10 protein-coding genes are annotated in these 13,366 nt (G+C 40.7%); 3 read left to right on the top strand and 7 right to left on the bottom strand.

Going from position 1 to position 13,366, the window contains the following annotated elements; translation table 11 throughout:
• Window positions 1-42: 42 nt before the first annotated feature.
• The 3 genes from MKO06_RS04770 to MKO06_RS04760 form a co-directional block, all read right to left on the bottom strand.
• Window positions 43-1,443 (bottom strand): OmpA family protein, encoded by a 1,401-nt coding sequence (locus tag MKO06_RS04770; protein WP_241549516.1) that lies wholly within the window; start codon window positions 1,441-1,443, stop codon window positions 43-45.
• Window positions 1,444-1,629: 186 nt separating this feature from the next.
• On the bottom strand, window positions 1,630-2,823 hold the full coding sequence (gene kbl, locus MKO06_RS04765) for a glycine C-acetyltransferase (RefSeq protein WP_241549515.1): 1,194 nt from the start codon (window positions 2,821-2,823) through the stop codon (window positions 1,630-1,632).
• 85 nt (window positions 2,824-2,908) lie between these two features.
• A complete protein-coding gene (locus MKO06_RS04760; protein WP_241549514.1) occupies window positions 2,909-6,019 on the bottom strand; it encodes a UvrD-helicase domain-containing protein in 3,111 nt (1,036 codons plus the stop codon).
• A gap of 182 nt (window positions 6,020-6,201) precedes the next feature.
• Between MKO06_RS04760 and MKO06_RS04755 the strand changes: the two genes are divergently transcribed.
• Entirely contained in the window at window positions 6,202-6,810 is a 609-nt protein-coding gene (locus MKO06_RS04755) for a superoxide dismutase (protein ID WP_241549513.1), read from the top strand.
• Window positions 6,811-7,680: 870 nt separating this feature from the next.
• Here MKO06_RS04755 and MKO06_RS04750 read toward each other — a convergent pair.
• The 4 genes from MKO06_RS04750 to purN form a co-directional block, all read right to left on the bottom strand.
• Window positions 7,681-9,579: an amidophosphoribosyltransferase gene (locus MKO06_RS04750; RefSeq protein ID WP_241549512.1), complete on the bottom strand. Its 1,899-nt coding sequence runs from the start codon at window positions 9,577-9,579 to the stop codon at window positions 7,681-7,683.
• 73 nt (window positions 9,580-9,652) lie between these two features.
• The gene (locus MKO06_RS04745; RefSeq protein ID WP_241549511.1) at window positions 9,653-10,576 is read right to left on the bottom strand and encodes a PfkB family carbohydrate kinase; all 924 of its coding nucleotides are present in this window, start codon (window positions 10,574-10,576) and stop codon (window positions 9,653-9,655) included.
• A gap of 72 nt (window positions 10,577-10,648) precedes the next feature.
• A complete protein-coding gene (gene rnhA / locus MKO06_RS04740) occupies window positions 10,649-11,092 on the bottom strand; it encodes a ribonuclease HI (RefSeq protein ID WP_279346167.1) in 444 nt (147 codons plus the stop codon).
• Between the two features lie 20 nt (window positions 11,093-11,112).
• On the bottom strand, window positions 11,113-11,709 hold the full coding sequence (purN, locus tag MKO06_RS04735) for a phosphoribosylglycinamide formyltransferase (protein ID WP_241549509.1): 597 nt from the start codon (window positions 11,707-11,709) through the stop codon (window positions 11,113-11,115).
• Window positions 11,710-11,856: 147 nt separating this feature from the next.
• Here purN and MKO06_RS04730 point away from each other — a divergent pair, with 147 nt between their 5' ends.
• Together MKO06_RS04730 and fabF are read left to right on the top strand one after the other, a co-directional pair.
• Window positions 11,857-12,093, top strand: coding sequence for an acyl carrier protein (locus MKO06_RS04730; RefSeq protein WP_013069791.1), 237 nt, complete (start codon window positions 11,857-11,859; stop codon window positions 12,091-12,093).
• Between the two features lie 16 nt (window positions 12,094-12,109).
• Entirely contained in the window at window positions 12,110-13,363 is a 1,254-nt protein-coding gene (gene fabF, locus MKO06_RS04725) for a beta-ketoacyl-ACP synthase II (RefSeq protein WP_241549508.1), read from the top strand.
• Window positions 13,364-13,366: the final 3 nt, after the last annotated feature.

Here is a 13,366-nt window from a genome sequence, read left to right as displayed (position 1 = left end):
GAGCGTTTTTCTTCTATGATTTATTAAGAATCTAATTCCTAATTATTGCTTCATTTCTCTGTCTTTGTCAAGAGAGATCTCAACACGTCTGTTTTCCTGTCTTCCCTGAGGAGTGTCGTTGGTAGCAATTGGTCTGCTTTCACCATAACCTTCAGAAGTTAATCTGTTAGCTGGTACACCATTTTCTTCAAGCCATTGCTCAACAGAAGCAGCACGTTCTTTAGAGAGCTTCATGTTATAAGCTTCAGCACCTACACTATCGGTATGACCTTCAACGTGGAAAATAGTTTGTGGATACTCATTCATGATGTCTACGATAGACTGAAGAGCTTCTTCAGACTCTGAACGGATTGTAGCTTTATTGAAGTCGAATAGTACAGTTTTAGAATATTCGTTCAATTCAGAAATTACTTCAGCTGATGGTTCTGGACATCCGTTAGAAGCGGCAGGACCGGCTTCGTTTGGACAGTCATCATCCTTATCAAGGATTCCGTCTCCATCGCTATCTGGCCATGGGCATCCGTCATTTTCAGCAGGACCAGCTTCATTTGGACAGTTATCATCACCATCTCTGATTCCGTCACCGTCAGAATCTGGACATCCATTAAGTTCAGCTAGACCAGCAGTATCAGGACAGTCGTCGTCTGGATCGGCGATACCATCACCATCAGAATCTGGACAACCGTCAAACTGAGCAAGACCAGCTTCGTTAGGACATGCATCCTGACGATCTTCGATTCCATCACCGTCAGAATCTGGACATCCGTTGAATTCTTCTAAACCTGGTTCTTCTGGACACTCATCGTATTTATCATAGATCCCGTCACCATCGGTATCTTTTCCACCGAAGATGAACTTAATTCCGGCTGAATGCTGGAAGTGAGAAGCAGTTTCTACTTCAAAGAATTCTTTATACTTTGATTCAACTGAAAGTGCAACATGGTCTGAAAACCAGAAGTTCACCCCTAGCTTACCATTTAAGGAAAATGAATCAAGGTTTGAAATGTCTTCAGCATCCTGATCGCCTATCCAGGTGTAACCTCCACCTATACCAATATTAGGATCGAACCAACCGGTGTTTAACATAGCGCGAAGACTATAATCCAAACTTAAATCGGCTGCATAGTATGAAAGATCTGAAACACTTCTATCACCATACTTATCGATTTGATTGATGGTACCAGATAATTCCCCTACGAATCCAGCTCCTATATAACGCGATACAGAAAGTTTGGAAACTGCTGGGAGAATGTTCCAGTGATCACCGGTGTTAAAATATTCGTCGAAGAACCCTCCAAGTGGAGCATCTTCACCAGTAGGATAGAAATCTACTGCGTTAACGCCAATGCCAATTGCCCAGGGGTTATCGGCATCTTGAGCCTTAACCGAAGTAAGGCCAAAAAGAAATATTGTGGCCAGTACAATTTTGCTAAGATGTTTCATATTTAATAGTTTAGTTTTAAGTGTTAATTGTGAACAAAAGTATGCGCTTAACGCATATAACCAAAGATAAAAATAATAAAGTTTTCTTAATTGCAGCGCCTTAACAAGGGCTTTGTTAGAATTTTAATATTTAATTCTCAGTAATTTAAGTAAAAAATTAAGATAATTTTAATATTTGTCTTAAGACTAGATTACGGCCAATTCCTTTCCAACTTTTTTAAATGCATTTATTGCCTTATCCAAATGCTCCTTATTATGAGCTGCTGAAAGTTGAACTCTAATTCTTGCCTTTCCTTTTGGAACTACCGGGTAAAAGAAGCCAATTACATAGATTCCTTCCTTTAACAATTTATCGGCCATATCTTGTGATAACTTGGCGTCATGCAGCATTACCGGTACGATAGCGGCTTCCCCGTCTATGATCTCAAAACCGGCATCCTTGATCCCTTTTTTGAAATAGGCTGTATTTTCCTTTAACTTGTTCCTGAGACTGTCATCTTTTTCAAGCATTTCAAAGACCTTGATAGAGGCTCCAACAATGGAAGGGGCGAGGGAATTAGAGAATAAATAGGGTCTTGATCGCTGTCTTAAGATCTCGATGATCTCTTTTTTAGCAGTAGTATAACCGCCCATGGCTCCACCTAGCGCCTTTCCCAGGGTACCTGTGATAATGTCTACTCGTCCCAGTACATTTTTCTCTTCCGGGGTTCCTATGCCGTTTTCACCTATAAAACCTGTCGCGTGACATTCGTCTATCATCACCAGGGCATCATATTTATCGGCCAGGTCGCAGATCCTGTCTAATGGTGCTACAAGTCCATCCATAGAGAAAACACCATCGGTTACGATAAGCTTGAATCTAGCGCCACTTTCATTGGCCGCTTTCAATTGCTTTTCAAGATCATCCATATTCCCATTTTCATAGCGATACCTGGCGGCCTTACAAAGTCTCACTCCGTCAATAATCGATGCATGGTTTAGTGAATCTGAAATAATCGCATCGTCCTTTGTTAACAAGGGTTCGAAGATCCCTCCATTCGCATCGAAACAGGCTGCATACAGGATGGTATCTTCCATTCCGTAAAAATCGGAGATCTTTTTCTCAAGTTCTTTATGGATATCCTGGGTACCGCAAATAAAGCGAACGCTCGACATTCCAAAACCGTGGCTGTCCAGGGTGTCTTTTGCTGCCTTTATCACTTCTGGATGTGAAGACAGTCCAAGGTAATTGTTTGCACAGAAATTGATCACTTCCTCGCCAGTGGAAATTTTTATTACCGCGTCCTGTGGGCTGGTAATGATGCGCTCTTTTTTATAAAGCCCAGCTTCCTTGATTTCCTCCAGTTCTTTTTCTAAATGCTGTTTTATAGCTCCGTACATAATATGTGTGATTTTTATCAGATTTTTTAATTATTAATTGAATGGTCTTTGATTAGGCAGACCAAACCACAAATTTAATTTTCTTTTACACAACTTTGATCAAAACGGGCTCATTCGTATAAACCAGTAGACATTTATCCACTTCAAAGCCCATGTTTTTTATCGCTTTTGCATAGTTTGAGATCTGTTTTTCATGCTTATCTACAAATCCACCGGTTTTATAATCAATAATGGTTACTGTATTTCCTTTAAAATTCAATCGGTCTGGTCGTAGCCTTTCTCCTTCTGAAGTTAGAAGCTCCCTTTCGTTATAATTTCTAACCCCTTCAGAATAATATTCTTTTAGATCGGGGTGATCAAGGATCTTACGCAGTAAGTTCTCAATTTCCAATCGGGAAGCTTCCGTGATCAAGCCTGAATCTATGGCCCAGCTTAAAGCATGAGGAAGATCGGGTGCCTTATTTACCCTGGCCAGGATTTCGTGTGCGATCTCTCCTTTTTCAATGGCTTCCTGTTGTTTGGAATCCCATAAGGATCCAGACCGGGTGATGATACTCACGGCCTGGTTTTGAACCGGAGAGGAGTAAAATCTTGAAGGAGCAAAGGCTTTGCTTTCTTCGTTTTTTGAAGGAAAAGTCATGGCTTTATCACCAAATTCGCAAACCATATCTTCGCTCCACTTACCTTGGGATTTCAGATAATCCATTAATAAATCGGGGACATTCGGGTTGCTTTTAGGTTTTTCATGATAGTTAGAAAGTATATAGAGTTGCTGCGCAGCACGTGTACAGGCTACATACAAAACATTCAATGTATCCAGTTCTTTATGAGCGATCAGTTCGTTATATGCGTTTGTTGAATTTTCATTCCAGTTGAGCAGTTTTTTGGAAGCACTTAAATAAGCAACCGGAATATTTTCGTCAAATGTTGGCAGCCACACATTATCGGTTCGGGTATCCTGAAGCTCGGAATTGGCAAAAGGATAGATCACCACCGGAAATTCAAGACCCTTGGATTTATGGATGGTCATTATATTTACTGCATCGCCACTTTCGGGTACCACTATGCTAAGTTTGTTTTGCTGTTTCTCCCATTTCTCCAGAAAACCGTGAAGGCTGTTGGTGGTTTTTTGAGAGTTTTCGAAAACAAAATCAAGAAAGTACTGTACATAAGCGTTCGAGCCGCTTACCAGGTCAAAACTCCTTATAATATATTCCGAAGCTTCATAAAGCGATAGCTTTTTTAACCTGGAAAGTTCGAAGTCAATATCATAATCTGCCAGCCAGTTGAAAAATTCGGCTCCGTGAAATTTGAGATTTTCATGGAGAATTCTGAACTGGTCCTGCTCAGGCACTATTCCCGGGCCTATTTTGTCGAAAATTGAAAATTTTAAAAGCCCGTCTTCCGGATTGATGGAAAAGTTAAGTATGTCTATTATTAATTGTACTTCGGTAGACTGACTTATCAAAAGCGTTTCTGAGGATATAACAGGAATGCTGTTCTCGCTGAGATATTCGGCAACCGCAATACCTTCTTTTTTCCTACGGGTAAGGATACAAATATCCTTTCTTGTATAACCGTTTTTCTCAATTTCTGAAATGATATCAAGGATCCTGGCGGGATATTTTTCGAATTCTTCCTCTCTTTTTTCTACTTCCAGGAATGAAATATTCACATAACCGAAGTTTCCCTTTTTGGGGTTTTGAGCACTTTGCCTGAATAATTCTGCGTAATCGGGATAGGAAAGGCTGGAAGCCGCAAACTGGAAAAAGCTGTTATTAAAATTTACAATGCTAGAACCGCTCCTATAATTATCCGGCAGATTTATCAAGTTAGGTTCAATTTGAAAGGGATTCTTATTTTGGTTGTAAAGATCAATAAGCTGCTCGGCCCTGCCTCCCCGCCACCTGTAGATACTTTGTTTGGCATCTCCTACTATGGTAAGTCCTGAACTGGTTTGAGTCTGGGAAAGATTGTGATCGATAAGCGGAATAAGGTTTTCCCATTGCATGATGGAAGTGTCCTGGAACTCATCTATAAAATAATTCTGATATCGCTCTCCCAGTCTCTCATATATAAAAGGAGCCGGCTGATCTTTTACCTGTTCACTTATTTTTGGATTGAATTCTGAGATCAATAGAACATTTCGCTCTTTTTTGATCTTTTCAACCTCCCTGTTAATTTCGTTCAGCAAAGAAAGCTGTACCAGGTTTTTCCTGATCTCGGTGAAATATTCGATCTTGAAAAAAGCATCTTTGGTGGTCTGAAATATATCGGCGATCTCTGGCTGCAGGCCGTCCATGAGATCCTTTCGGCTTTGTTCTAAGGATTTATTATAAAGGGGCGCATCGGCAATATTACGCGCCCAGTTGGTTTCAAAATTTACATTTTTATCACCTTTCAATAATTTATTGAAATAACCTGGAACAGATTTTCGGGTAAACCAGCTTTCCTCGACTTGGTTGCTATTAATCAAGTCAAAAAAATGCTCGCTATAAGCTTTAAGGCTTCTTTCAGCAATTTCGATATCTGAGACCAGTTTGCTGTCGAAATTTTCAAAATCCTCCAGGGTTTTGGGTTTCAGAAGCTGTATGTATTTCTGGTGGTTTTCGTTGATAAGCAGTTTTGAAATCTCAAAAAGGTCCCTGCTTATATCCCAGCTTTTATCATCATCGGTTTTTGTGAGCGTGAACTCTATGAGCACCTCAGTAAGTTTCCGGTCGGAACCTGCTCTGCTTATTAAACTTTCCACAGCTTCCATTAGAATGTCTTCGGTGTCCAGTTCTACCTCGAAATTCATGGGAATACCCAGGTCCCTGGCAAAGGTTCTTAAAATGCGGTGAGTAAAGCCGTCTATGGTAGAGATCTCGAAAGCAGCGTAATTATGGATGATGCTTTTAAGGATTTGAGCAGACCGTGATCGTATTTCTTCTTCGCTCAAACCGGTTTCCCTGGAAACTTCCTGAAGGAGCGGGTTTTTTGCTGATTCCTCATGTGCAATTGTAAAATCCGTAAGGCTTTCAATGATCCTTTTTTTCATTTCTCCAACAGCCTTATTGGTAAAAGTGATGGCAAGGATATTTTTATAGGAATCCTTTTTCCGGGAATTGAAAAGCAGAACCAGGTATTCCTTGACCAGCGTAAAAGTTTTTCCCGAGCCTGCAGAGGCATTGTAAATATTGAAACTATTAGTCAATCCAGAATTATTTTTGAGCCTGTAATATAGCGAGAATTGGTTGTTGAAAAGTAAAATAATAAGGAAGCCGGAAGTAACCTTGCTTTTAAGTATTTTATAACACTAAATAATTTCCTTTAAATGCCTGAATGGCTAAATTTGGGTGAGATATTTTATACTAATCACTAAAAATACGAAGAATTATGTCTTTTGAGTTACCAAAACTAAAATACGCCTTTGACGCCCTGGAGCCTCATATAGATGCCAGAACTATGGAAATTCACCATGGGAAACACCATGCTGGATATACCAGTAAGTTGAATTCGGCAATTGAAGGAACCGATCTTGAGGGCAAGAATATTGAGAATATTCTGCAAAACCTTGATATGGATAATAAGGCAGTTCGAAACAATGGTGGTGGATTTTATAACCACAGGCTGTTCTGGGAGATCATGTCACCAGATGGAGGAGGAAAACCTGAAGGAGAACTTGCTGAAGCCATTAACAGCGCTTTTGGATCTTTTGAAGCATTCAAAGATGAATTTTCAAAGGCGGCTGCAGGTCAGTTCGGTTCTGGATGGGCCTGGTTATGTGTGCATAAAGGTGGAAAGGTAGAAGTTTGTTCTACTGCCAACCAGGATAATCCAATCATGCCTGGAATTGGATGTGGCGGAACGCCAATCCTTGGGATCGATGTTTGGGAGCATGCTTATTACCTGAATTATCAGAATAAGCGTCCTGAGTATATCGATGCTTTCTTTAACGTGATCAACTGGAAAGAGGTTTCAAGCAGATACGCAAAGGCGAAATAATATTTACTTTCCGTAAAAATGAAAAAGGGCTGTTGAAAAACAGCTCTTTTTTTATTGAATAAATTCCATAAAAAAAGGCGGATTTGCATCCACCTTTCTTTGCCCCAAATCTACCATGAACTTAACCTACTTATGCTATGGTATACCGAATATACGCAGAAAGGTCGTCGACTTTCAAACTTTTAGATGAACGGTAAAAATAATTGATAAAATACTGAAGGACAATAAGTTGTTTGAAATTATGAAAGTCTGAACCTGAATTTATTCCATAAAAAAAGGCGGATTTACATCCACCTTTTTTTGCCCCAAATCTACCATGAACTTAACCTACTTATGCTATGGTCTACCGAATATACGCAGAAAGATCGTCGACTTTCAAACTTTTAGATGAACGGCTCAAAAAATTGGTAAAGTGCTGTTTAACAGAAAGTTGTTTAGGTAGGGCTTAAATATCATTTCAGTTTACTCCATAAAAAAAGGCGGATTTGCATCCACCTTTCTTTGCCCCAAATCTACCATGAACTTAACCTACTTATGCTATGGTATCTTAAAGATAAGAAGAATCTTTTTGCGATTTTCGGCTTTTAGACCAAGTGCAAATAAATTAGTTAAAATACTGAAAATCAATAATTTTAATTAAAATTCAATTCTTGAAAGTGTCTGTAAGGACGAAGAAAATTTTTAAAGGATATTCAGGAACGGTGTAGTATTTACAAATAAAAAAAGGCGGATTTGCATCCACCTTTTTTTGCCCCAAATCTACCATGAACTTAACCTACTTATGTTATGGCAATACTAAAGTAGACAGAAAAAACCTTCATGCAAAGAATATTAGATGAAGTGCATAATTAATAGTTGAATGGCCGATTTTTAATAAGCTCGGTCTTTTTTGCCTTCGAAAAAGTTTATGAAGGCCCGGTTCACGACCCTGTTACCACCGGCCGTTGGATAATCTCCCGTAAAATACCAGTCTCCAAGATTCTTAGGGCATGCCTTATGTAAGTTTTCTACCGATTGATAGATTACCTTAACCTCGGCATTCACATCTTCATCGCATAACAACTCCGAAATTTTATCAGAAATTTCTTCATCGGTGAATGGATCGTAGATCTCTTTTACAAAGTTTTTTACTTCGGTATCGTCCAGGTCCACCTGTTCTTTACATTTTTCATAGACCTTTTCCACGATCTCGTATTTCCCGGCCGCTTTTAATAATTCAAGGGCAGCGCGGAATGCTACCAGATCTTCAAGCCGCGCCATATCGATTCCGTAGCAATCAGGATAACGAATCTGTGGAGCTGAAGAAACCACTATGATTTTGCGTGGCTTGAGTCTGTCCATCATTTTAATGATGCTCTTTTTAAGGGTGGTTCCCCTTACGATACTATCGTCAATGATCACAAGATTATCGTCTGGTTTTACCACTCCATAGGTAACATCATACACGTGCGCTACCAGGTCGTCCCTGCTGCTGTCTTCAGTAATGAATGTACGCAGCTTTACATCTTTGATGGCGATCTTTTCGGTTCGCAGTCGATGAGAAAGAATTTCCTGCAGCCTGGCATCGGTTAAGGTCTCTTTTTCCTCAAGGATCGCTTCATTCTTTTGTTTGTTCAATTCATCCTGGGCCGCTTCCACCATTCCGTAGAATGAAGTTTCAGCCGTATTAGGAATAAAAGAGAATACTGTTTTTAGCGTATCGTGGTTTATGGATTCCAGCACCTTTGGCATCAGCAGCCTTCCAAGCATTTTTCGTTCCTGGTAGATCTCTGCATCGCTACCACGCGAAAAATAGATGCGCTCAAATGAACAGGCCTTTCTTTCGAGCGGTTCGATGATCTTCTTGATGCTAACCTTACCGTTCTTTTTAGTGATAATGGCGTGTCCTGGAGGTAGTTCGGTTACATCTTCAAAATTCACATTGAATACCGTTTGTATAACCGGTCTTTCTGAAGCAACTACTACCACTTCTTCGTCCTTATAATAGTAGGCAGGTCTTATTCCTGCAGGATCTCTAAGAACAAAGGAGTCTCCGTGACCCATTAAACCGGCCATGGCATACCCGCCATCCCAGTTCTTGGAAGATTTCTTCAGGATTTTAGATACATTAAGCTGTTCTGCAATCAGGGGTGATGCTTCAACTTTAGAATATCCTTCTTTCTTTAATTTCTTGTATAATTTACGAACTTCAGAATCCAGGAAGTGCCCAATTTTTTCCATTACGGTAACCGTATCGGCGCGTTCTTTAGGATGCTGACCAAGCTCTACCAGGTTGTTGAAAAGGCGGTTTACATTGGTCATGTTGAAGTTTCCTGCAACGATCAGGTTTCGGTGCATCCAGTTATTCTGTCTCAAAAATGGATGAACGCTTTCGATATTGTTTTTTCCGAAGGTGCCATAGCGAACATGTCCCAAAAACACTTCGCCAAGGTAGGGGATATGTCTTTTTTGTAATTCAGTATCATCGGCATACTCAGGATTGGCTTTTATTTCCTCGTTGATCCTTTGGTTGATCTGTTCGAAAATATCCTGAATTGGCTGGGATTTATTGGAACGTACCCGGCTTATATATCTTTCGCCTGGCAGGGTGTTGAGTTTGATGCTTGCAAAACCGGCGCCATCCTGCCCACGGTTATGCTGTTTTTCCATCAGCAAATACATTTTATTAATCCCATAAAATGCAGTTCCATATTTCTCCTTATAGTAATCAAGAGGTTTTAAAAGTCTAATATGTGCGATTCCGCATTCGTGTTTTAAAGCATCACTCATAACTCAGTTTCCGATTTTTAGGAATATTGTTGTTTTTGTCACAAAAAAAGCCCTGAAATTACAGGGCGTTAAATTAATCCAGTTGGGTTTCGAATTGTGTTAGTGTCTTGAACTCGTAAAGCCTCTCGTTCATTTCCTGTTCAGAAAGGACTTCCATCCTTTCGGTTCCGAATTTTTCAACACAAAAAGATGCGAGGTTGGAACCATAAATAATGGCACTCTTCATATTTTCAAAGGAAATGTCCCCCGTTCTTGCCAGGTAACCTATGAATCCACCGGCAAAGGTGTCTCCTGCCCCGGTTGGGTCGAATACTTCTTCCAGCGGAAGTGCAGGCGCAAAAAAGATCTGTCCTTTATGGAAAAGCAGGGCTCCATGCTCTCCTTTTTTAATGACCACGAATTTAGGCCCCATCTTTTCGATCTTACGGGCTGCCTTTACCAGCGAATGTTCTCCTGAAAGTTGTCTAGCTTCTTCGTCATTTATTGTTATCACATCAACCTTTGCGATCACCTTCATCAAATCTTCCAGGGCATTGTCCATCCAGAAATTCATAGTGTCCAGTACAACCAGTTTTGGATCTTCAACCTGTTCCAGTACACTTAATTGTACCAGCGGGTGAAGATTGCCCAGCATTACGAATTCAGAATCCTTATAAGCTTCGGGTACTACGGGCTTGAAATCGGCAAGAACATTCAGTTGAGTGTCCAGGGTATCGCGGGTATTCAGATCATTATGATATTTACCGCTCCAGAAAAAGGTTTTGCCTCCTTTTACGATTTCAATTCCGTCTATATTTACATTGTTGGAGGTTAAAAGATCCAGGTATTTTTGAGGAAAATCGTCACCTACTACTGAAACCACTGCGCTGTCCACGTTAAAATGGGAAGCAGAAAGACCTATATAAGTGGCGGCGCCACCAAGGATTTTATCGGTTTTTCCAAATGGGGTTTCAATGGCATCGAAGGCTACGGTTCCTACAATCAATAATTTACTCATAACAGCTTTTAAATGAGTTGCAAATATACAGTTTGTTTTTCAAGCGCTAAACCCGAATTTACACCTGATTTTTCAGGAGGAGTAACCCGCATCTACCGGTAGGTTCTTTTGCTTGGACGCAGCAACTGCCAGCGCATCACAACGTTCGTTCTGCGGGTGGTCATTATGCCCCTTGATCCATTGAAACTTCACATGATGCTTGCGATATTCTTTTAAAAAGGCGATCCACAGGTCGCTGTTCTTTCGGTTCACAAAAGATTTCTTTTCCCAGCCAAATACCCATCCTTTGTTTACAGCGTCTGCCACATATTTGGAATCGGTAAATACCTTTACATGAATTCCTGGTTTTTTGAGCTTCCTAAGGCCTTCGATCACGGCAAGCAGCTCCATCCTGTTATTGGTAGTAAGTTTATATCCTTTAGAAAATTCCTTTCGGTATGGCTTTCCTACCCACTCCATTACAATTCCATAGCCACCAGGACCAGGATTACCTCTGGCTGCACCATCGGTATACATATGAACCTGGAAATCCTGCACTATTGCTGGTTGTTTAGGAGATCTTCGATCACTTCAGGGAAATGCCGGTATTCCAGTTCGTGGATCTTTTCTGCCAGGCTTTCGGGGGTGTCCTGCCTGCTTATCGGTAAGGTTTTCTGAAAGATGATCTGCCCTTCATCGTACTCTTTATTTACATAGTGTATACTAATGCCGCTTTCCTTTTCGCTATTTGCGATCACTGCTTCATGAACCCGGTTCCCGTACATTCCTTTTCCGCCGTAGTTTGGCAGTAAAGCGGGATGGATGTTGATGATCTTATTTGGGAAATTGCGAATGATGTTGGAGGGCAACAACCAAAGAAATCCGGCTAAAACGATAAGATCTGGTTTGATATCCTTCAATACATTGAGTACCTCGTGGGATTCATAAAACGCTTCCCTGTCGAATAGCAGGGCTTTTACATTTAATTGGTGTGCTTTTTTGAGTGCCCCGGCAGACCTGTTATTAGACAAAAGGGCCACCACTTCAATTTGATCGTTTTTCTGAAAGTATTTTATAATGTTCTCTGCATTGGTTCCAGAGCCTGAAGCAAATATGACGATCTTTTTTGGGGAATCTTTCGGCTTGTCACTCAAAATAAGGGTGTTAACAATTATTGGGAAGCAAAATTAATTCGTTTCAATGAATTTTATGTAAATTAACCTCACATTTTTAGAGGAAAAATCGGTTTTAAAATAAAGTTTTTTATTTTTGCCACCTAATCAAAATTAAAATAAAAAATTATGTCAGACATTGCATCAAGAGTAAAAGCTATAATCGTTGATAAATTAGGTGTTGACGAGAACGAAGTTGTAAACGAAGCCAGCTTCACCAACGACTTGGGTGCTGATTCACTAGACACAGTGGAATTGATCATGGAATTTGAGAAGGAGTTTGATATCCAGATCCCAGACGATCAGGCAGAGAACATTGCCACTGTAGGTCAGGCAATTTCATATATTGAAGACGCAAAAAAATAAAAAACTAACACACCATATGGAGTTAAAGCGAGTTGTAGTTACAGGCCTTGGTGCCTTAACCCCAATTGGTAACAACCTTGATGAATATTGGGATGGGCTGGTAAATGGTAAAAGTGGTAGTGCTCCTATCACTTATTTTGATACCGAAAAGTTCAAGACTAAATTCGCTTGTGAACTCAAAAACTTCAATCCTTTAGATCATTTTGATCGAAAGGAGGCCAGGAAACTGGACCGGTTTGCCCAGTATGCGATGGTATCTGCAGACGAAGCCATTATGGATTCAGGTATAGATCTGGATACTGTAGACAAATTTCATGTAGGAGTTATTTGGGGAGCTGGTATAGGAGGCCTGGAAACTTTCCAGAATGAGGTGATCAATTTTGCAACTGGCGATGGGTCACCGCGTTTCAATCCATTCTTTATTCCAAAGATGATCGCAGATATTGCCCCTGGCAATATTTCGATCAAACATGGATTCATGGGAGCTAACTATACTACGGTATCAGCCTGTGCTTCATCGGCTAATGCCATGATCGATGCACTGAACAATATCCGGCTTGGATATAGCGATGTGATCGTTTCAGGTGGGTCTGAAGCGGCAGTTACGCAGGCAGGAATGGGCGGTTTTAATGCGATGCACGCTCTTTCTACCAGGAATGAAAGCCCGGAAACAGCTTCCAGACCTTTCGATTCTACCCGGGACGGTTTTGTCTTAGGTGAAGGTGGTGGTGCTCTTATCCTTGAGGAATACGAGCATGCCAAAGCCCGCGGAGCAAAGATATACGCCGAAGTTTTAGGAGGAGGTCTTTCTTCTGATGCTTACCATATGACGGCTCCTCATCCTGAAGGTGATGGGGTTGTGGCGGTGATGGAAAACTGCCTTCGAAATGCAGGATTAAAACCGGAAGATGTTGATGCGATCAATACTCACGGAACTTCAACTCCTCTTGGAGACGTAGCCGAATTGAAGGCGATCACGAAAGTTTTTGGTGAGCATGCGAAAAACCTTAATATCAATTCCACGAAATCCATGACTGGCCACCTGTTGGGTGCTGCCGGTGCGATCGAGGCCATTGCTGCGATTCTTTCCATCAAACATGGAATCGTACCGCCTACCATCAACCACGAGCATGTTGATGAGAATATAGATCCTGAATTGAACCTTACTCTAAACAAGGCTCAGAAGAGAGATATCAACATTGTGATGAGCAATACTTTTGGTTTTGGAGGTCATAATGCCTGTGTTGTTTTTAAGAAATTCGACGAATAAACG

Origin of the sequence: Christiangramia oceanisediminis (assembly GCF_022570735.2) — a bacterium.
GTDB lineage: Bacteria > Bacteroidota > Bacteroidia > Flavobacteriales > Flavobacteriaceae > Christiangramia > Christiangramia oceanisediminis.
Note: the sequence above shows the minus strand (reverse complement) of the source record. Positions and strands in the feature narration are given on the sequence as shown.

Coding starts and splice junctions, on each gene's coding strand:
- MKO06_RS04770 (WP_241549516.1), bottom strand. CDS start 1,443: ATGAAACATCTTAGCAAAATTGTACTGGCCACAATATTTCTTTTTGGC.
- kbl (WP_241549515.1), bottom strand. CDS start 2,823: ATGTACGGAGCTATAAAACAGCATTTAGAAAAAGAACTGGAGGAAATC.
- MKO06_RS04755 (WP_241549513.1), top strand. CDS start 6,202: ATGTCTTTTGAGTTACCAAAACTAAAATACGCCTTTGACGCCCTGGAG.
- MKO06_RS04750 (WP_241549512.1), bottom strand. CDS start 9,579: ATGAGTGATGCTTTAAAACACGAATGCGGAATCGCACATATTAGACTT.
- MKO06_RS04745 (WP_241549511.1), bottom strand. CDS start 10,576: ATGAGTAAATTATTGATTGTAGGAACCGTAGCCTTCGATGCCATTGAA.
- rnhA (WP_279346167.1), bottom strand. CDS start 11,092: ATGTATACCGATGGTGCAGCCAGAGGTAATCCTGGTCCTGGTGGCTAT.
- MKO06_RS04730 (WP_013069791.1), top strand. CDS start 11,857: ATGTCAGACATTGCATCAAGAGTAAAAGCTATAATCGTTGATAAATTA.
- fabF (WP_241549508.1), top strand. CDS start 12,110: ATGGAGTTAAAGCGAGTTGTAGTTACAGGCCTTGGTGCCTTAACCCCA.